The organism is Bacillus infantis (genome assembly GCF_008180445.1).
In the GTDB taxonomy this organism is placed as follows: domain Bacteria; phylum Bacillota; class Bacilli; order Bacillales; family Cytobacillaceae; genus Bacillus_AB; species Bacillus_AB infantis_B.
This window is the reverse complement of record NZ_VTER01000003.1, coordinates 374397-394091: the sequence shown is the minus strand read 5'-3', so window position 1 is coordinate 394091 and position 19695 is coordinate 374397. Positions and strand designations below refer to the sequence as shown.

Here is a 19695-nt window from a genome sequence, read left to right as displayed (position 1 = left end):
GCCTGCTGATGAATCGGGTAAATGAACCTTAATTAGAAAAGGAAGGTTCATGATGAAGAAATATATTTGGATTATTATCAGCTTTATACTGCTAATTGGATCCGCTGTCGCCATCCAGGCAAAAAATACTGTTTCGCATGATGGCGGGACAGAAATCGTGGCACTCGGGGATTCCCTCACCTACGGATATGGAGATAAAAGCGGAAAAGGGTATACCGGCAGGCTTGAGGAAAAATTGGACAAGATATATGAGGAAAACTTCGAAGTTGAAAACTTTGGAGTCTATGGACAGGATACCCTGAACGTCAAAAGGCAGCTGAATACCCCGGCTGTTTTAAAAGAGGTGCAGGAGGCAGACACCATCATCATTTTTATCGGCACAAATGACCTGCTTCATGCAAATGGCGGGGACCTGGCACCGCTTCACAGAGAAAGGCTTCAGAAGGCAGAAGATATTTATAGGGGAAACCTGGAAGAAATAGTCCGCTGGACAGAGCGGAATAATCCTGAGAGTCCCATCCTTTTGCTTGGCCTCTATAATCCCTATCCAGGCAATGAAAAGATCGGCAGCATCATAGAGGGCTGGAACGAGAAAGTAAAAGCAGCAGCTGCCAGCCATCCTCATGTAAGCTGGGTTCCTACGGACGATTTGTTTCAGGGCAAGAAGAAAAATCTCTATTTCTATGATTCCCTGCATCCCAATGCCCGCGGATATGACCTGATTGCAGACCGGGTGGCGCACGAATATAGCAGTCTGCAGGAAGATTGACACCACTCTGTAAACGAAAAGAAAAAGGGCTGTAAACTGCAGCCCTTATAATAGAGAAAAAGAGTTTACAGGGGGGCAGCCCATGCATTCTTATATCGAAGATTCCCTTAATGAATGGAAAGAAGATATTTCCAAGGTATTAGACCAGATCAACCAGGATTATGAAGAGGTCAAAAGAGAATTACAGGTGTATACATACAAATACGGGATAACAAAGCAGGTTATACAATCAACGGTCAATGATGAGATCATTGAAACCATCCGCGAGCAGTACCACCGCCCATTTGAGGAAAAATATAACGAGCTGAAGGGCTCAATCCGGGACCTGGAAGAAAAGCGCAAGGTATTTCAGATGTTTGTCCATAAAATTGATGAAGTATGCAGGAAGGGAGCCGCGAAAACGGTTTAAAGCTTTATAAGAAGAGGCACTGGGGAAAGCAGTGCTTCTTTTTTTGTAGAGCTCTGGAGCAGGCGAAGCTGTTGGTTTGGGGCAGGAAAGCAATATGTGGCTAGTTGCTAATAAAATGAAAAAGTTGCTAATATATTGGGAAAGTTGCTAGTAAAATGAAAAAGTTGCTAATATATCGGGAAACTTGCTAATAAAAAGAAAAAGCTGCTAATAAATATTACTCCAGGTATTACGATACTGCAAACGTACATTAATTTGTCCTCTTTTCGGGTTGATTTTATAAATGTAGTCCGAATATCTTTCCTTTCTTGCTATTTTGAAAAATCATGATTCACTTCATTATTTTCAGCTTCAGTGAAACTTTTAAAGCGCCCGTGCGTAAGTATTATCAAGGAGTTGAAAATGATGGATTCTAAAAAGGTGCTTTCGGCATTAAGCTATTTTAGTGTGTTTTTTGCAGGATTTATTTTTCCGCTCGTGGTTTTCTTTGCATCTGAAAATCCTTTCGTAAAAATGCATGCTAAAAAGGCATTTTTGTCTCATCTGATCCCTTTGATTGCCTTGCCGGTCATTTTTCTGGCCATCCCTTTTGAGATTTTTTCCAATCCAAACGAAGTTCCGGTCTTTTTCCTGATTGGAATCGGCCTTTCTGTAATTCTTAGCTTGATTGTTGTAGTCTGGAATATTGTCAAAGGCGTACAGATATTGGCTGCAAGTGAATAGTGAATACTATATCGAGGAGGCAATAACATGAAAGATGAAAGAAAAAGGATTTTAAAAATGGTCGAGGACGGAAGCCTGCGTGCTGAGGAGGCGCTTCTTTTGCTTGAAGAGCTTGAGAAGGCATCGAAAACGATGGAGAAAAAAGAGGAAAAGCTTCATAGTGAATGGGGCAGCCAGACCTTTTTTGAAGAAGCGAAGAAACAGCAGCAGGATACGGCCCAATATAAATTCCACTATGCGAAGGAAAAAATCATTGAGTTTGTGGATACCGCTTTCCAGAAGATTAAGGATGCCGATTTGGATTTCAATTTCGGCCCTGCATTTGAAATATCTCATGTGTTCCAGCAGAACGATGTCAGATTATCTGAAATTGAAATGGAAGTGGCGAATGGGAAACTGACGCTGATTCCCTGGGAACAGAATGATGTTCGCATTGACTGCCGTGCTAAGGTGTACCGCGGTGAAAACCATGATGAAGCCCGCCAGAACTTTTTAAGGGATGTCCTTTTTACGGCGGACAATGGCCGGCTGCTGTTTTCGGCGCAGCAAAAGTGGATGAAGGTCGAGGCAGCCGTATATATTCCAAAAGAGCAGTATGACAGCATCCGGATCAGGATGTTCAATGGACCGGTAGAAGGCAGCGACCTGGCTGTGAAAAAACTGAAGGTCAAGTCAGCGAACGGAAAAATTACGCTGGAAAAGCTTAATGGAAGCCACCTTGAAGCTGAGGCAGGAAATGGCCAGATCACAGTGACTGACAGCACAATGGATCATATTGAAGCAGAGACTGTCAATGGGGCTATAAAAGTAGCCGGAGATTATAAAAGTGCTGATCTTCAATCTTTTAACGGCAATATCCAGGTTCATGTTAAAGGAGACAGATGTGAACGCCTCGAAGCTGAAGCTGTCACCGGGACAGTCGACGTGTATCTTCCATCCGGAACGCCTGTGAATGGTGATCTGAGAACTAATCTAGGAGGCTTCCAGCTTGAGCTGGATGGAATCCAGGTAGTGGAGGAGAAATCAGAAATGGTGCAGAAAATGCTCAGATTCCAGTCTGTTAAAGATCCTGCAGCTGCCATCGATTTAAGGGCTAAGACCAAGACAGGTTCAATTGCTGTTAAAACTGGGGATTTTGTTAAATAATATAAGAATAAGCTGCGGCCAGAAGCGATGCTTCTGGCTTTTATCCATAAAAGAGGTGATGGACCGTGAGATGGCTGATAGGCATCTTGATCAATGCTGTTTTATTTGCCGCTCTGGCAGGATTTTTCCGTGATTCGTTTTATTTAGAAAGCTTTGGTGCAGCATTGGGGGCAAGCTTTATTTTGTCGCTGCTGAATGTGCTGGTGCGGCCGATTCTGATTATCTTGACTTTGCCTGTGACGCTTTTGTCGCTTGGCTTGTTCCTGTTCGTTATTAATGCTGTTACACTGCTTTTGACTGATGGAATTATGGGGAGTTCTTTTGAGATTGATGGGTTTGGGATGGCTTTTTTGGTGGCTGTGATTATGGCGGTTGTTAATTTGGTTATTCAGAGGACGGTTATGGATAGGAAGGAAAAGTAGCTAAAGAGAGTGGCCTAATAATGAAAGACCCCTTTTGTGTGAAAATAGTTAGGTTACTGCTGGTAATGGGGCTGTTGATCTGCGCTGCAGGCACTTCGCTTTCCGCGGGGCGGAGTTGAGCCTCCTCGCGCTGCGCGCTGTGGGGTCTCAACTTTTCCGCTATCTCCCGCAGGAGTCTGCGTGCCTTCCACTCTGATCAACAGGGTTTTTAGAAATTATTTGCATTAGTAAAAAGGAGAGACTACACCCCCTCCTTAAATGGGCCTGTTGATCTGCGCTGCAGGCACTTCGCTTTCCGCGGGGCGGAGTTGAGCCTCCTCGCGCTGCGCGCTGTGGGGTCTCAACTTTTCCGCTATCTCCCGCAGGAGTCTGCGTGCCTTCCACTCCGATCAACAGGGTTTCAAACTTTTTTTCACTCCTGGCAGCCGTATAATCATTATTTACGCAGGTAGTGTATTAAATAGATTGAAAGTTCGAAGGGTACCGAAGATCCTTAAAACGTACCCTTTTTCAACAAAGAAGAGCGGTCTCCCAATGCGGGGCCCGCTCTTTATTTTGATTCCTAGGAATAAGTAATATAAGCCGGTACGCCGTTTTCTCTTAGTTTTCCGGCGAGGGATTGGGCGTTTTTTAGTTGAGAGAAGGCTCCGGCCTGGACTTTGTAGAGGCCGCCGGCTGGTTTGTAAAATGATAGGAGTGCCATGCCGATGGTTTCTCCGCAGAGCTGCTGGTATTCTTTGGATTGCAGCAGACCGCATTCTGTTTTATTGGTCATGAATCCGCATTCGATGAGGATGGCTGTCATGGTGGTTTTTCTTAATACATGGAAGTCTGCGGCTTTGACTCCGCGGTCGGCCAGGCCGGTTTCTTTTACGAGCTGTGCCTGGACAGATTGGGCGAGTTTAAGTGCTTCTGCAGGGCGGGAGGTGTGGACGTATGTTTCGATTCCGTTTGCGCTGTTCCAGCCTGCTCCGTAAGCATTGGCATGGATGGAGACATAGCAGTCTGCTTTCCAGCGGTTAGCCATTCCGGTTCTTTCGGATAATGGGATGTCCCATTCGTCGGAATGAGAGTCCATGACGGTGAATCCGGCCAGTTCAAGAATTTTGCGGCAGTAGTGGGCGGCCTGGCGGTTGAATTCGTATTCTCTGAATCCGTCGGGGCTTCTTTTTCCAGGGGTTTCGTAGCCGTGTCCTGCGTCGAGTAAGATTTTCATTTGTTTCCCTCCTAAATGATTGTTCATTTACTATATAGGGGGAAATGGGGATTTAGGACATGGTGGGGATGAAAAAATTTCAGGAAGATTCCGTTGCAGGCACTTTGGTTTCTGTGGGGACAGGTCTGACGGTGCAATCAACAGAGTTTCTTATAATTTGTTTGGCTTAAGGAAAAGCGAAAGACCTCAATGTTTCTCTTTGAATGGGGCTGTTGATCTGCGCTCCAGGCACTTCGCTTTCCGCGGGGCGGCGCTGAGCCTCCTCAGAGCGAGCTCTTGCGGGGTCTCAGCTTTGCCGCTGCAATCCCGCAGGAGTCTTCGTGCCTTCCACTCCGATCAACAGGGTTTTTAGAATTTATTTGCATTAGCAAAAGGGAGACTTTAGCTCTCTTTGAATGGGGCTGTTGATCTGCGCTGCAGGCACTTCGCTTTCCGCGGGGCGGCGCTGAGCCTCCTTAGAGCGAGCTCTTGCGGGGTCTCAGCTTTGCCGCTGCAATCCCGCAGGAGTCTGCGTGCCTTCCACTCCGATCAACAGGGTTTTTAGAATTTATTTGCATTAGCAAAAGGGAGACTTTAGCTCTCTTTGAATGGGGCTGTTGATCTGCGCTGCAGGCACTTCGCTTTCCGCGGGGCGGCGCTGAGCCTCCTCAGAGCAAGCTCTTGCGGGGTCTCAGCTCTGCCGCTATTTCCCGCAGGAGTCTTCGTGCCTTCCACTCCGATCAACAGAGCTTCTAATAATTGATTGGGCAACCTAAAGCTGCTTTGAAAGGCTCCCTTAAATATAAGAGCAAACCGAGTTGAGTAACTTAACACGTCCCCATGAAGAAGCACATCTCCCATTCTATACTGATACAAAAACCGCTAAACCCTCACACCCTCCGCATTGTATGAACAAATTTATACCGGTCAGCCCGATAAGCGGATTGGACGAATTCGAAGGGGGTGCCGTCGGAGAGCCGGGTTGTGCGGAGGATGAGGAGGATGGGGGAGCCTTCTTGTATGGAGAGAAGTCCTGCCTCCCGGTTTTTGGCCCCGGCTGCTTCGATCTCCTGTTCAGCTTCTGCAATGGACAGGGATAGGCGGGTTTCTGCGTATTCGTAAAGGGAATTCCTCAGGTCCTCTTCTGTCAGGCCGGGCATGAGCGTCTCAGGAATATAGTTGGTTTCAATTGCCATGGGGAGTCCGTCGGCCAGGCGGATCCTGGTGATTTCATAGACTGGGCTGCCCTCTGCAATCTGGAGGCGTGATGCTATGCCGCCTGGAGCGGGCAGTGTCTGGAAGGAAAGGGTGCGGCTGCTCGGCTTCATCCCGCGCATCACCATATCTTCCGTAAAGCTTGTTAGCCCCTGAAGCTCCTGCTCGACTTTTTGTTTGTGGACGAATGTGCCGCGGCCTTTTTCCCGATAAAGGAGGCCTTCCCTGACAAGATTGCTGATGGCCTGCCTGACTGTCATCCTGCTGATTTGGAATTGCTCCGCATATTCCCGTTCGGATGGTATGGCTTCTTCTTCCTGCAGGGTGCCTTCCCTGATCTGCTTTTTCAGCTGTTCTTCCAGCTGGTGATAGATAGGGATCGGTGAATTTTTATCAATCATATGAATGTCTCCTTATACCTTTTGCAGTGCCTCTGCGTCAGCCACGATTGTCACATGCGGATGCAGCTGGAGGGCGGAGGCAGGGAATTTTTCATCCGGCTTTCCGTTCAATAGATGATAGACGGCTTCGGCCTTTGATTTGCCTGATGCAAGCAGCATGATTTCCCTGCTGTCCAGAATAGAGGCAATGCCCATTGTGATGGCCTGGTTCGGAACCTCTTTTATGCTGGAGAAAAATCGGCTGTTTGCTTCAATTGTGCTTTTATCAAGGTCTACGACATGGGTCCTGCTTGAAAAGGGGGTTCCCGGTTCGTTGAAGCCGATATGGCCGTTCTGCCCGATGCCGAGCACCTGAAGGTCGATTCCCCCAAGCATTTTGATCTGCCTGTCATAGCGCCTGCATTCCTCTGCCAGGTCAGCAGCCAGGCCATCCGGAATATAAGTCTGGCTCAAAGGTATGTCGATATGCTTGAACAAATTTTCAATCATGAAGGTATGATAGCTGTTTTTATCTTCCTTCGGGAGGCCGATGTATTCATCAAGATTGGCGGTATGGATATTTTTATAAGAAGTCCGGTTTTCCTTATAATCCGCTGCTAAGCAATCGTAAAGACCTTTCGGTGTGCTGCCGGTTGCAAGGCCCAGGGTGAGGGAAGGAGCCGATTTGATTTTTTCCAGGATGATCTGGCAGGCAATCCTGCTCATATCCTGGTAGTCTTTTGCTTGGACGATTTTCATCATTCTACCTCCAAATGGTTATATGCGACTTTTCCGCGGCAGATCGTCAGTACGATGTCCATGTTTTCGTTCAGTACAGTAAGATCTGCATCTTTTCCTTCTGCAATGCTGCCTTTGCGGTCAAATACATCCAGCTGCTTTGCCGGATTCTCGCTGGCCAGCTTGACTGCTTCAGCTAATGTGATATCCGCGAACTTGGTCATATTTTTAACAGAGTCCTTCATTTTCAGGATGCTTCCCGCCAGTGTGCCGTCCTCAAGCAGGGCCATCCCATCCTTGACAGTGACGTCCTGGCCGCCGAGATCATAGGTGCCGTTTTTCAGGCATTTTGCCCTCATCGAGTCGGTGATCAGCACCATTCCATCCATCCCCTTGCTTTTCAATGCAAGTTTGATCATTTCTGGACGCACATGGACTCCATCTGCGATCATTTCCACGATCAGCTCTTTGAAGAGGAGGGCCGCGCCTGCTGTGCCTGGTTCACGGTGATGAAGTCCCTTCATGCCATTGAACAGGTGGGTTACATGGGTTGCACCTGCTTCGACAGCCTCCCTGACTTCTTCATAGTCAGCATCAGAATGCCCGATGGAAGCAACCACGCCTGTTTCGGCAAGATGGCGGACCAGCTCTTTGCCGCCTTCAAGTTCTGGGGCAAGGGTGACGAGCTTGATCAGCTGTCCTGCTTTTTCCTGCCACGTTTTAAATAACTCAACATCACTTTTCAGGATATGCTCGAGCGGCTGTGCGCCTTTACGTTTTTCGTTGATGAATGGGCCTTCCAGATGGATGCCGAGCATTTCGGCCTCCGCTCCCTGCTGCTTGTATGCTGCCGCATTGGCCAGTGCCTGTTCGATCAAGGATTTTTCCTGTGTAATAGTGGTCGCAAGGAAGCTTGTTGTCCCTTCAGCGGGAAGGGTCCGGGCAATCGTCTGTATTGCTTCAGGTGTGCTGTCCATCGTATCGGCCCCGCCTGCTCCGTGGATATGAAGGTCGATAAAGCCCGGCGCCAGGGTTGCACCGGCATTCAGCTCTATCGTTTGGTCCGCAGACTGGCCGCCAAGGTCATCCGCTGGGCCGAAGCTTTTAATCTTGCCGTCTTCAACCAGTACATATCCTTTATCAATTATTCCATCCTCTGTCAGCACTCTGCTGTTTTTTAAAAGTAGGGAACTCATGCCTCACATCTCCGTTCTGAATCCTGATATTTTATATTTCCATGATAAAATAAACAGATATAGTTGTCTATACCAATTTTGCATCCCTTATGTAAAGGTTTTTGAAAAAATCAGATAGCACAATTTGGTTCTGCGGGGAAAAATGCTACAATAAGATGAAACTTTATTGTCTAGTTTCTCCAATTGAAAGAAACGATTACTTATAATAGACCTTATCAGGCGCATTCCGCAAAAGGAGGACAACAGCGTGGCAAAAGTGCGAACAAAAGACATCATCGAGAAATTTAATTTAGAGCTGATCAGCGGGGAGGAAGGGATCAGCCGGCCGATTACAACCAGTGATATTTCCAGACCCGGGCTTGAGATGGCTGGCTTTTTCGACTATTACCCTGCAGAGCGCATCCAGCTTATAGGGAAGACTGAGATGAGCTTTGCGGAAAAGCTGAGTGATGCAGACAGGCAGAACAGGATGGAATCCCTCTGCACTGATATCACGCCAGGCATCATCATTACAAGGGATATGGAAGTGCCGGAAGGGCTGATCGAGGCTTCGGAAAGGGAAGCGGTGCCTGTTATGCGTTCCAAGCAGAAAACGACGAGGTTCTCCGGCCTTTTGACGAATTTCCTTGAAAGCAAGCTGGCCCCGACGACCGCGGTGCATGGCGTTCTTGTTGATATATACGGAGTGGGCGTGCTCATTACGGGCAAGAGCGGCGTCGGTAAAAGTGAAACAGCCCTTGAGCTCGTGAAAAGGGGACACCGCCTTGTTGCCGACGACTGCGTGGAAATCCGCCAGGAAGATGAAGATTATCTTGTCGGTACCTCGCCGGAACTGATTGAGCATTTGCTTGAAATCAGGGGGCTTGGCATCATCAATGTGATGACCTTATTCGGTGCTGGTGCTGTCCGGAGCAATAAGCGCATTTCCCTCGTTATGAATCTTGAGCTGTGGGATCAGAAAAAACAATATGACCGCCTTGGCCTGGATGAAGAGAAAATGAAGATCATTGACACAGATATCACAAGGCTGACCATCCCGGTCCGCCCGGGGCGGAACCTCGCTGTCATCATTGAAGTGGCCGCAATGAACTTCCGTTTGAAGCGAATGGGCGTCAATGCTGCCGAACAATTCACAAGCCGTCTTTCTGATGTGATTGAGGACGGAGACAACGATTAGTATACCTATATAAATAGAGAGTTTCTGTAAGGGGATTCTGCAAAAAAGGAGAATGATTATGGAAGAAAATATTCAGCCGCTTGATCCGATTGCTTTTTCGCTCGGTCCCATCCAGGTTCACTGGTACGGGCTGATCATCGGTACGGGGATTGCGCTTGCTTTATGGCTGGCCATGCGCGAAGGGGAAAAGCGCGGGCTGCAGAAGGAATTGTTTGCCGATCTGATGCTGTGGGCGATTCCGATCGCGATTTTGTCTGCAAGGCTGTATTATGTCATTTTTGAATGGGATTATTATGCACAAAACCCTGCCGAGATCATTAAAATCTGGCATGGCGGCATCGCCATACACGGGGCACTGATCGGCTCTGTCATCACTGCGTATGTTTTTGCGAAGAAAAAAGGCATTTCTTTCTGGCAGCTGGCTGACATCACCGCACCGAGCATCATCCTTGGCCAGGCCATCGGCCGCTGGGGCAACTTTATGAATCAGGAAGCACATGGCCGTGAAGTGACACGTGCGTTTTTGGAAAATCTTCATCTTCCGCAGTTCATCATAGATCAGATGTACATAAACGGAACATATTACCACCCGACCTTCCTGTATGAATCATTATGGAATATAGCCGGATTTGTTATCCTGCTGTCTTTAAGAAGAGTGAATCTGCGCAGGGGCGAGCTTTTCCTTACGTATGTCATCTGGTACAGCCTCGGCCGCTTCTTCGTTGAAGGGATGAGGACGGACAGCCTGATGCTGACTGAGAGCCTGAGGATGGCGCAGTTTATTTCCATTGTCCTGGTCATCGGGGCCATAGTGCTCATCGTTATCAGAAGAACGAAGGGCTATGCAGACAAAAGGTATTTGGATAAGAGTGCTTAAGCTCTATAGCATAAAAACAAAGGGGAGGGAGAAACATGCTGTTCGGCACGCTCAAACGAGGCTTAGCTGCAGGGCTTAAAACGACATGGTCACTGGGGAAAATCATTTTCCCTGTCACGCTGATCGTTGCGCTGCTTCAATATACGCCTGTGCTTCCCTGGGTAATCAAGATGATAACACCGCTGATGGGACTGCTTGGACTGTCCGGCGATGCCGCCATTCCGCTTGTGCTGGGGAACTTCCTGAATCTGTACGCAGCCATCGGGGCCATCCTGACATTGGATCTTTCGGTGAAGGAAGTATTCATCATTGCGGTCATGCTGTCCTTTTCGCATAATATCCTGATTGAATCCGGTGTGGCGCTCAAGGTGGGCGTTAAGCTCTGGATTATCCTGCTGGTACGTTTCGGCCTGGCCATCCTGTCTGCCGTGGTGATCAATCTGGTATGGCGCGGCGGCTCTGAGCTTGCACAGTACGGCCTGATCCCGGCGAAGGAAGAACAGTCAGCAGGTGTTGCTGCCATTCTTTTAGAAGCGGTAACCAAGGCGGGTCTCGGGATTCTGCAGCTCGCCATCATCGTCATTCCGCTGATGATTGGGATACAGCTGCTGAAAGACTTGAAATGGCTGGATATTTTTTCAAAATGGATGGCGCCTGCAACAAGGGCGCTGGGAATGAAAGAGAATACCTCGACCACTTTGGCTGCCGGCCTGATCTTTGGCCTGGCATACGGGGCGGGAGTCATGATACAGGCTGTCAAGGAGGACGGAGTCAGCAGGAAGGATGTGACCATCGCGTTCATCTTCCTGGTCGCTTGCCACGCGGTAATCGAAGATACACTTATTTTCCTCCCGCTCGGCATTCCGGTGCTGCCGCTGCTCCTGATACGCCTTGGCACAGCCATTGTACTGACATTGGCGGTCGCCTTTTTCTGGAACCGCCGCTCCCAAGTGGCCAGCAATAGAAAGGAAGCTGCTTTGTGAACGAAAACATAAACACGATTTTATTTGATCTGGACGGAACATTGATTGATACAAATGAACTGATCATCAGCTCATTCCTCCACACGCTTGAAGAGTATTATCCGAACAAATACAAGCGGGAGGATGTGCTTCCGTTCATGGGTCCGACCCTGCATGAGACTTTTGCCGGCATTGATGAAAGCCGGGTTGAAGAGATGATCGGCAAATACCGCGAGTTCAATCTTGCGAACCATGATGTGCTTGTCAAAGAGTTTGAGGGTGTGTTTGATACAGTCAGGACACTGAAGGAATCAGGCTACAAGCTTGGCATCGTAACGACGAAGGTGATGCCTGTCGTGGAAAAAGGGCTGAAGCTGACGAATCTGGACCAGTTCTTTGAAGTTGTAGTGGCACTGGACCATGTTGAAAAACCAAAGCCCGATCCGGAGCCGATTTACAAGGCGCTTGAACTCCTCGGCTCCCGTCCGGAAGAAGCTATCATGGTGGGGGATAACCACCATGACATCCTTGCCGGGCATAATGCAGGCACCAAGTCAGCCGCTGTCGCCTGGTCTGCTAAGGGCAGGGAGCATCTGATGCAGTACAAGCCTGATTTTATGCTGGAGAATATGGCTGACCTCCTTGATATCCTGGAGGATTATAAAGGATGAGGAAGACAGTCAGGCATCCGGTTGAGGGCGCCAATTCCCTCTGGCATGTGTACAAAACGGTCCCGTTCGCGAAGGTTGTAAAAAATTTCATCGTCATACAGCTGGCCCGGTACACCCCTTTTCTCGGATTGAAAAACTGGCTGTACCGTACATTCCTGAAAATGAAGGTCGGCGATCAGACATCTTTTGCGCTTATGGTCATGCTGGATGTAATGTTCCCGGAAAAAATAAGCGTCGGACGCAACACGGTCATCGGCTATAACACAACCATCCTGGCACACGAATATTTAATCCGTGAATACCGCCTCGGTGAGGTGAAGATCGGCAGCGAAGTCATGATCGGCGCCAATTCAACCCTGCTGCCCGGCATCACGATCGGAGACGGGGCAATCGTCTCCGCCGGGACCCTTGTCCACAAGGACGTCCCGCCCGGCAGTTTCGTCGGCGGAAACCCGATGCGCGTCATTTATACAAAAGAAGAACTGCAAAAGCGCTGGCAGGATGATCCGATCTACGGCCAGGCTGAGTGAGAGAAAGCTTCATTGACTTCGGTTGATGGAGCTTTTTTAATTGGAGGAGGGGGCAGGTAAATCGTGAAAGCTGCAAAAATGGTAACTTGCAAATATATCGGGAAAGCCGCAAATAAAATTGGACACCCGCAAATAAAACTCAAAACCCGCAAATATATACAGATTCCCGCAAATAAAACAAAAATCCCGCCAATAAACACCGCTGAGTCCCTGCGTATACCGGTTCGAATCCCAGTAACCGCCTGCCTCAAAAGCTTTTCCGCGAATACATCCCCCGATTTTCAGAAAATAAGCATTAATGGTTGACGCCTGCTGGAAACAGCGATAAACTACTATTAACTTCAATTCGATAACATATTAGCGAACTAAAGGATTCTGAACTTTTGATTTAGAGGTGGAATACGATGAGCCGTTTATTTATGTTTGAAAAGCCATTAGGCATGCGTGATACATTGCCTGAAATATATGAAACAAAAAGCAGGGTCCGCTCTTCCATTGAAGATGAGATGAAGAGCTGGGGCTATCAGTTTATGGAAACACCGGCGCTTGAATATTATGAAACCGTCGGTTCGGCTTCGGCAACAGTTGATCAGCAGCTGTTCAAGCTCCTGGACCAGCAGGGCCATACACTTGTGCTGCGGCCGGATATGACAGCCCCGATTGCCCGGGTGGCTGCATCAAGGCTCCTGAAGGAAGACCTTCCATTAAGGCTTGCTTATTCAGCCAATGTATACCGGGCCCAGCAGAGAGAAGGCGGACGCCCGGCTGAGTTTGAGCAGATCGGCGTCGAGCTGATCGGCGACGATTCAATCAGCGCAGATGGCGAAGGCCTGGCACTTCTAATCAGCTCGCTGAAAAAAGCGGGCCTGGAGGACTTCCAGCTATCTGTCGGACATATCGGCTTTGTACAGGAATTTTTCCGGCAGGTTCTTGGGACAGAAGAAAGGGCCAATGAATTAACGAGATTTCTTTATGAAAAAAATTATGTCGGGTACCGGGAGCATGTGAAGAATCTCCCGCTATCTTCTATAGATAAGCAGCGCCTCCTTGATTTCCTTCAGCTCAGGGGCGGCCGCGAAGCGATTGAGCAGGCGTTCAGCCTGATTGAAAATGATAAAGGCAGGGAAGCGATCGTCCAGCTTGAACGTCTGTGGGACACCATGGCCGATTTTGGCGAAGGTGAAAAAATCAAGCTCGATCTGACGCTCGTCAGCCATATGAGCTATTACACCGGGATTTTATTTGAAGTATACGCCGGGAATGTCGGCTTTCCGATCGGCAATGGGGGCCGCTATGATCTCCTGCTGAAAAAATTCGGCAAATCTTCAGGGGCGACCGGCTTTGCCATCCGGCTTGACCGCCTGCTTGAAGCGCTTGGCGGAGCAGGGGAAAAAGAGCCGCTCCATTGCATCATCTTCAGCTCGGAGCGAAGGCGCGAGGCTTATGAAAAAGCGAAGGATATGCGGAAATCAGGGATCAAGGCTGTGCTTCAGGACATCAGCGGCGTCAAAAATCTGGATGCGTGCACAAGCCAATATGATGATATTACCTTTTTAGTTGGAAAAGCCGGGAAGGAGGAGCAGCAATGAAGGACCTGCTGACAATTGCGATGCCGAAAGGGCGGATATTCGAGGAGGCTGCAGAGCTCCTGCGCCAGGCCGGCTTCGATCTGCCGCCCGAATTTGATGATTCGCGCAAGCTGATCATCGATGTGGAAGAAGAAAGATTTCAATTTATCCTTGCAAAGCCGATGGATGTACCGACCTATGTGGAGCATGGGGTGGCGGACCTCGGGATAGCAGGGAAAGACGTTATGCTCGAGGAAGAGCGTGATGTATATGAGCTTCTCGATCTGCAAATCAGTGCCTGCTATCTTGCTGTAGCAGGAATTCCTGGTACAAAGATGAATGAAGTGGCGCCAAAAGTGGCAACTAAATATCCGAATGTGGCCGCGGCATATTTCCGCGAGCAGGGGGAGCAGGTTGAAATCATCAAGCTGAACGGCTCCATTGAACTTGCCCCGCTGATCGGACTGTCCGACAGGATCGTCGATATCGTGTCAACAGGCAGGACACTGAAAGAAAATGGACTGGTCGAGTACGAGCAGATCGTCGGCATCACATCCAGGCTGATTGTCAATCCGGTCAGCTACCGGATCAAGGACAAGCGCATCAGCGAAATTGTCGGCAAGCTGAGCAGGGTCGTGAATGAACAGGCAGCTCAATAGCTTGCTGCTTCAGGGAGGGAAAACAGGATGAAAATCATTAAAGTATCAGAAGAAATTTCAATCAAAAGATCGGTTGACAGCGGTACGGAAGAGCAGAGGAATGCTGTTAAAAGCATCATTGCCGAGGTGCGCAAAAACGGAGACAAGGCCGTCCGCAGCTTCACGGAAAAATTTGACGGTATCCAGCTTTCATCCTTTGCGGCCACTCCTGCTGAAGTAGAAGAAGCTTACAGCAAAGTTGACCCTTCCATCCTGCAGGTGATCAAGGAGGCGGCAGCCAATATCCACAGCTTTCACGAGAAGCAGCTTCGCCCATCCTGGATGACGACAGATGAAAATGGGACGATGCTCGGACAGAAGGTTACCCCCCTTGACTCAGCAGGCTTGTATGTTCCGGGCGGCACGGCAGCGTATCCATCCTCTGTCCTGATGAATGTAATTCCGGCAAAAGTGGCTGGAGTCAGAAGGATTGTTATCACCTCCCCGCCAGGCCGGGACGGAAAGCTCCCGGCTGCAGTACTTGTAGCGGCTAAGGAAGCAGGAGCAGAAGAGATCTATAAAATCGGCGGTGCACAGGCCATTGCTGCATTGGCTTATGGAACAGAATCCGTCAAGCCTGTAGACAAAATCACTGGCCCGGGCAATATCTTTGTAGCGCTTGCCAAAAGGGAAGTCTTCGGAGATGTTGATATCGACATGATTGCCGGTCCGAGCGAAATCGCGGTGCTGGCTGACGAAACGGCGAGAGCAAACGAAGTCGCTGCCGATCTGCTGTCACAGGCAGAACATGATCCGATGGCCTGCAGTGTTCTGGTTACAACCTCCTCAATTCTCGCTGAAAAGGTAGCAGAAGAGGTGGAACGGCAGCTTGCAGATCTCCCCCGCCGGGAAATTGCCGGGAAATCGATTGAAGACTTCGGTATGATTTACGTGGCGGAAAATATGGAAGAAGCCGTTGAAACGGTGAACCGTCTGGCACCTGAGCACCTCGAAGTGCTGACGGAAAACCCGATGGAGCTTCTCGGCCAGATCAGGCATGCGGGGGCCATCTTCCTGGGGAGATACAGCCCTGAGCCTGTCGGCGACTATTTTGCCGGCCCGAATCATGTATTGCCGACGAACGGGACAGCCCGTTTCTCCAGTCCGCTCAATGTGGAGGATTTTCAGAAAAAATCGAGCATCGTTTATTATAGTGAAAAGTCGCTTCAGGAAAATGGAGCAAAAATTGCTTCCTTTGCCAGGCTTGAAGGCCTGGAAGCCCATGCGCGGGCAATCGAGGAGCGCCTGAACAACAAGGAGGAAAAGTAAATGGCAAGAACGGCATCTGTTGAACGGAATACAAATGAAACACAAATAGCTCTATCCCTCGATATCGATGGAGAAGGAAAATCCAAGCTGGAAACGCCTGTCCCATTCATGACGCATATGCTTGACCTTTTTGCCAAGCACGGGCAATTCAATCTGACAGTTGATGCGAAGGGTGACACAGAGGTGGATGACCACCATACAACAGAGGATATCGGCATCTGCCTCGGCCAGGTTTTAAAGGAAGCGCTAGGGGATAAAAAAGGCATCAAACGCTACGGAAATGCATTTGTGCCGATGGATGAGGCATTAGCGCAAGTTGTTGTCGATTTGAGCAACCGTCCGCACCTGGAAATCAGGGCAGACTTCCCGAGCCAGAAGGTCGGCACCTTCGATACAGAGCTTGTCCATGAATTCCTGTGGAAGCTGGCCCTTGAAGCACGTATGAATCTGCATGTGATCGTCCACTATGGCCAAAATACACATCATATTATCGAAGCTATTTTCAAGGCGCTTGCAAGGGCGCTTGATGAAGCGACGACAATCGATCCAAGAATTAAAGGAGTACCGTCAACGAAAGGGCTGTTATAAAATGATCGGCATCATTGATTATGGAATGGGTAATCTGTTCAGCGTCAGCAAAGCGCTTGAGCGGCTTGAAGTCCCTTACTTTCTATCAGAGGACCAGGAAGAGCTGAAAAAAGCGGATGGGCTGATCCTCCCTGGGGTAGGCAGCTTCAAGGATGCGATGGACCGGCTGAACAGTACAGGGCTGACAGGATTTATCCGGGAGTATACAGCTTCCGGCAAGCCTTTGGCAGGCATCTGCCTCGGCATGCAGCTTTTGTTTGAAAATAGTCAGGAAAATGGCTATTCAGAGGGCCTTAAACTTTTGCCTGGCAAGGTTGTCCGTTTTCCGGGAACCGATGAGCAGGGTGGAAAGTACAAGGTCCCGCATATGGGCTGGAACAGGCTTGAGTTCATAAACCCTTCACCCATTTTAAAGGACGTAGAAGAAGGCCATGTCTATTTTGTCCATTCCTATTATGTGGAGCCCGGCGATCATGATGTTGTCATTGCAAGAAGCTATTATGATAAGGAAGTTCCTGCTGTGGTCGGCAGGGACAATGTATTCGGGATGCAGTTCCATCCGGAAAAAAGCAGTTCCCTTGGCATGGAGCTGCTGAGGAATTTTACGCTGATAGCCAGCAAAGGAGGAGAGTCCCAATGAGCTTTACAATCTATCCGGCCATTGATATGAGAGCAGGCAAATGTGTCCGCCTGCTGCAGGGGGATTATGAAAAAGAAACGGTGTACGGCGATTCTCCGTTCGATATGGCCAAATCATTCGCAGATGCAGGTGCAGAATGGATTCATATGGTGGACCTTGATGGCGCTAAAGATGGAAAGCGTGTGAATGACTCTTTTGTCATTAAGGCTGCGCAGGAGCTTGGTGCAAAGGTCCAGATAGGCGGGGGAATCCGGACAGAGGAGGATATCGCCCACTATCTCGATAATGGCGTTTCCCGTGTGATCATCGGCAGCATCGCTGTTTCCAATCCTGAGTTTGCTATAGAAATGATCCGCAAGTACGGCGGAAAAATTGCGGTTGGACTTGATGCAAAGGATGGCTATGTTGCGACACATGGCTGGCTCAATACTTCCGAGGTAAAAGCGGTTGAGCTTGGGAAGCGGTTTGCTGATGCTGGAGCAGAGACCTTTATTTTTACCGATATCGCGACAGACGGGATGCTGTCCGGGCCAAATGCGGAGGCGGTCAGGGAGCTAGCGGCAGCAACCGGAAAAAGCGTCATTGCTTCAGGGGGAGTAAGCAGCCTTGCAGATTTGACGGCATTGCAGGCGTATGAGGCTGAAGGCGTTTCCGGCGCGATTGTCGGGAAAGCCATCTATGAAGGCAGGTTCACGGTTGAACAGGCGCTGAAAGAGGTGGCCCGCTGATGCTGACAAAACGGATCATCCCATGCCTTGATGTAAAGGAAGGGCGGGTTGTAAAAGGAATTCAGTTTGTACAGCTCCGAGATGCCGGCGATCCGGTCGAACTGGCCCGCTTTTATGACCAGCAGGGGGCTGACGAGCTTGTGTTCCTTGATATCTCTGCATCACATGAAGGCAGAAAAACGATGACCGAAGTGGTGAAGGCGGTCGCTTCAGAGCTGGCCATCCCATTCACGGTCGGCGGCGGAATCAATGCACTTGAAGATATGAAAAGAATCCTCAGGGCTGGAGCTGACAAAGTTTCCTTGAACACGGCAGCTGTAAATAATCCGGACCTGATCAGGGAAGGAGCAAGCTTCTTCGGGTCACAGTGCATCGTTGTCGCAATTGATGCGAAGTATGATCCTGAGCTTGGATCCTGGAGAGTCTATACTCATGGAGGCCGCAAAGAGACGGACCTTGAAGTGATTGAATGGGCAAGGCAGGCGGTTGAGCTTGGCGCCGGGGAAATCCTGCTGACCAGCATGGATGCCGACGGCGGGAAAAACGGGTTTGACCTGTCATTAACGAAAGCAGTGAGCGAGGCTGTCAGCGTTCCGGTCATCGCATCCGGAGGCGCCGGCAACAGCGCCCATTTCGCTGATGCCTTTACAGAAGGGAAGGCTGATGCGGCCCTTGCTGCGTCGATTTTCCATTATAAAGAAACATCAGTCAGTGAAGTAAAGCAATTTTTAAAAGAAAAAGGGGTGACGGTCCGATGAATCTGGAAGAACTGAAATTTGATGAAAACGGTCTGATTCCGGCGGTGGTCCAGGACCGGAAAACGAAGGAAGTATTGACTCTGGCCTATATGAACCGTGAATCACTGTCTCTTTCCATTGAAAGCGGCGAAACCTGGTTTTACAGCAGATCACGCCAGGAGCTCTGGCATAAGGGCGCAACCAGCGGAAATACGCAGAAGATTGCAGAAATCAAATATGACTGCGACCAGGATGCCCTAGTTGTGCTGGTTGAGCCAGCCGGGCCTGCATGCCATACAGGCGCCGTCAGCTGCTTTAATGAGACTGTTTATAAGGCAGAAGGCCTGTCAGATGCCGGAGAGGAAAGCTACAGCATCCTTGCCGAGCTGGAGCAGGTAATCGGGCAGCGGGAAAAAGAGCGTCCGGAAGGGGCCTACACAACCTATCTGTTTGAAAAAGGCGTGGATAAAATTCTCAAAAAGGTCGGCGAGGAATCCGCCGAGGTCATCATCGCAGCTAAAAACCGCGACCAGGAAGAGCTCAAATGGGAAACTGCCGATCTGCTTTACCACCTGCTCGTCCTTTTGCGGGAGCAGAAGCTGCCATTCGAGGAAGTGCTTGGTGTGCTGAAAGAGCGGCATGAAAAAGGTTGATTTTTGAGGAGGGCAGCTCACTTGAGCTGGCCTTTTTTGGTGGATTTTGGTAAAAAATGTAAGAAGGGGTGAATCATGCGGAAACTGGGGCGAATAACCAAAAAACTAGGGTGAATAATGCAGAAATTGGGGTGAATAACCAAAAAACTAGGGTGAATCATGCGGAATCAGGGTTGCATAACTGCTGTTCTAGGTAGAATGACGGCAGAATTATGCTGTACATGCTTAGGTTAAGCAGAACAGTGCAAAAGTTCAGCAGATATTGTGAAAAAATCCAGGAAATTTACTTAAGAACCGCCGGAAGTGCCTTGGGCAAACCAACTGAATGCCATGATGGGCAGGAAAACTCCACCTGCAGATACGCTTTTAAACTCATGGCCACAATTCTGTTCTCCGAAAAATAC

General features: G+C 49.2%; 23 protein-coding genes. 19 read left to right on the top strand and 4 right to left on the bottom strand.

What is annotated here, in order from left to right:
- Window positions 1-49: 49 nt before the first annotated feature.
- The 5 genes from FZD51_RS06715 (at window position 50) to FZD51_RS06695 (ending at window position 3469) form a co-directional block, all read left to right on the top strand.
- Window positions 50-769 carry an SGNH/GDSL hydrolase family protein gene (locus FZD51_RS06715; RefSeq protein WP_148974044.1) on the top strand — a complete coding sequence of 240 codons (720 nt, stop codon included), beginning with the start codon at window positions 50-52 and terminating at the stop codon, window positions 767-769.
- A gap of 82 nt (window positions 770-851) precedes the next feature.
- Complete coding sequence (locus FZD51_RS06710; RefSeq protein ID WP_009793035.1) at window positions 852-1178, top strand: hypothetical protein; 327 nt, start codon at window positions 852-854, stop codon at window positions 1176-1178.
- Between the two features lie 402 nt (window positions 1179-1580).
- On the top strand, window positions 1581-1901 hold the full coding sequence (locus FZD51_RS06705; protein WP_187445647.1) for a magnetosome magnetite crystal formation protein family: 321 nt from the start codon (window positions 1581-1583) through the stop codon (window positions 1899-1901).
- Between the two features lie 27 nt (window positions 1902-1928).
- The gene (locus tag FZD51_RS06700; protein WP_148974043.1) at window positions 1929-3047 is read left to right on the top strand and encodes a DUF4097 family beta strand repeat-containing protein; all 1119 of its coding nucleotides are present in this window, start codon (window positions 1929-1931) and stop codon (window positions 3045-3047) included.
- Between the two features lie 65 nt (window positions 3048-3112).
- A complete protein-coding gene (locus FZD51_RS06695; protein WP_148974042.1) occupies window positions 3113-3469 on the top strand; it encodes a phage holin family protein in 357 nt (118 codons plus the stop codon).
- A 562-nt stretch (window positions 3470-4031) separates the two neighbouring features.
- On the opposite strand, the gene FZD51_RS06690 is transcribed toward FZD51_RS06695, so the two are convergent.
- From FZD51_RS06690 to nagA, 4 genes are all read right to left on the bottom strand, one after another.
- Complete coding sequence (locus FZD51_RS06690; RefSeq protein ID WP_148974041.1) at window positions 4032-4685, bottom strand: N-acetylmuramoyl-L-alanine amidase; 654 nt, start codon at window positions 4683-4685, stop codon at window positions 4032-4034.
- Window positions 4686-5554: 869 nt separating this feature from the next.
- Window positions 5555-6280, bottom strand: coding sequence for a GntR family transcriptional regulator (locus FZD51_RS06685; RefSeq protein WP_148974040.1), 726 nt, complete (start codon window positions 6278-6280; stop codon window positions 5555-5557).
- A gap of 12 nt (window positions 6281-6292) precedes the next feature.
- Entirely contained in the window at window positions 6293-7018 is a 726-nt protein-coding gene (gene nagB, locus FZD51_RS06680; RefSeq protein WP_148974257.1) for a glucosamine-6-phosphate deaminase, read from the bottom strand.
- The gene (nagA, locus tag FZD51_RS06675; protein ID WP_148974039.1) at window positions 7018-8193 is read right to left on the bottom strand and encodes an N-acetylglucosamine-6-phosphate deacetylase; all 1176 of its coding nucleotides are present in this window, start codon (window positions 8191-8193) and stop codon (window positions 7018-7020) included. The genes nagB and nagA overlap by 1 nt, the downstream gene beginning before the upstream one ends.
- Before the next feature lie 247 nt (window positions 8194-8440).
- On the opposite strand from nagA, the gene hprK reads away from it, so the two are divergent.
- The 14 genes from hprK (at window position 8441) to hisIE (ending at window position 19291) form a co-directional block, all read left to right on the top strand.
- On the top strand, window positions 8441-9370 hold the full coding sequence (hprK, locus tag FZD51_RS06670) for an HPr(Ser) kinase/phosphatase (protein ID WP_009793047.1): 930 nt from the start codon (window positions 8441-8443) through the stop codon (window positions 9368-9370).
- 58 nt (window positions 9371-9428) lie between these two features.
- On the top strand, window positions 9429-10247 hold the full coding sequence (gene lgt, locus FZD51_RS06665; RefSeq protein WP_148974038.1) for a prolipoprotein diacylglyceryl transferase: 819 nt from the start codon (window positions 9429-9431) through the stop codon (window positions 10245-10247).
- A 35-nt stretch (window positions 10248-10282) separates the two neighbouring features.
- A complete protein-coding gene (locus FZD51_RS06660) occupies window positions 10283-11230 on the top strand; it encodes a nucleoside recognition domain-containing protein (RefSeq protein WP_148974037.1) in 948 nt (315 codons plus the stop codon).
- On the top strand, window positions 11227-11880 hold the full coding sequence (ppaX, locus tag FZD51_RS06655) for a pyrophosphatase PpaX (RefSeq protein WP_148974036.1): 654 nt from the start codon (window positions 11227-11229) through the stop codon (window positions 11878-11880). Before FZD51_RS06660 ends, ppaX begins: the two co-directional genes overlap by 4 nt.
- Window positions 11877-12410, top strand: a complete 534-nt coding sequence (locus FZD51_RS06650) for an acyltransferase (protein WP_009793051.1) — start codon at window positions 11877-11879, stop codon at window positions 12408-12410. Before ppaX ends, FZD51_RS06650 begins: the two co-directional genes overlap by 4 nt.
- 63 nt (window positions 12411-12473) lie before the next feature.
- Window positions 12474-12716 carry a hypothetical protein gene (locus FZD51_RS06645; protein ID WP_148974035.1) on the top strand — a complete coding sequence of 81 codons (243 nt, stop codon included), beginning with the start codon at window positions 12474-12476 and terminating at the stop codon, window positions 12714-12716.
- A gap of 98 nt (window positions 12717-12814) precedes the next feature.
- Window positions 12815-13999: an ATP phosphoribosyltransferase regulatory subunit gene (locus tag FZD51_RS06640; protein WP_148974034.1), complete on the top strand. Its 1185-nt coding sequence runs from the start codon at window positions 12815-12817 to the stop codon at window positions 13997-13999.
- Window positions 13996-14637, top strand: coding sequence for an ATP phosphoribosyltransferase (gene hisG, locus FZD51_RS06635; protein ID WP_148974033.1), 642 nt, complete (start codon window positions 13996-13998; stop codon window positions 14635-14637). The genes FZD51_RS06640 and hisG overlap by 4 nt, the downstream gene beginning before the upstream one ends.
- Before the next feature lie 27 nt (window positions 14638-14664).
- Window positions 14665-15945 carry a histidinol dehydrogenase gene (hisD, locus tag FZD51_RS06630; RefSeq protein ID WP_148974032.1) on the top strand — a complete coding sequence of 427 codons (1281 nt, stop codon included), beginning with the start codon at window positions 14665-14667 and terminating at the stop codon, window positions 15943-15945.
- The gene (gene hisB / locus FZD51_RS06625) at window positions 15946-16533 is read left to right on the top strand and encodes an imidazoleglycerol-phosphate dehydratase HisB (RefSeq protein WP_148974031.1); all 588 of its coding nucleotides are present in this window, start codon (window positions 15946-15948) and stop codon (window positions 16531-16533) included.
- A gap of 1 nt (window position 16534) precedes the next feature.
- The gene (gene hisH / locus FZD51_RS06620) at window positions 16535-17173 is read left to right on the top strand and encodes an imidazole glycerol phosphate synthase subunit HisH (protein ID WP_148974030.1); all 639 of its coding nucleotides are present in this window, start codon (window positions 16535-16537) and stop codon (window positions 17171-17173) included.
- Window positions 17170-17901 (top strand): 1-(5-phosphoribosyl)-5-[(5-phosphoribosylamino)methylideneamino]imidazole-4-carboxamide isomerase, encoded by a 732-nt coding sequence (gene hisA / locus FZD51_RS06615; protein WP_148974029.1) that lies wholly within the window; start codon window positions 17170-17172, stop codon window positions 17899-17901. The genes hisH and hisA overlap by 4 nt, the downstream gene beginning before the upstream one ends.
- Window positions 17901-18659, top strand: coding sequence for an imidazole glycerol phosphate synthase subunit HisF (gene hisF / locus FZD51_RS06610; protein ID WP_148948931.1), 759 nt, complete (start codon window positions 17901-17903; stop codon window positions 18657-18659). Before hisA ends, hisF begins: the two co-directional genes overlap by 1 nt.
- Window positions 18656-19291, top strand: a complete 636-nt coding sequence (gene hisIE / locus FZD51_RS06605; RefSeq protein WP_148974028.1) for a bifunctional phosphoribosyl-AMP cyclohydrolase/phosphoribosyl-ATP diphosphatase HisIE — start codon at window positions 18656-18658, stop codon at window positions 19289-19291. Before hisF ends, hisIE begins: the two co-directional genes overlap by 4 nt.
- Window positions 19292-19695 lie beyond the last annotated feature (404 nt).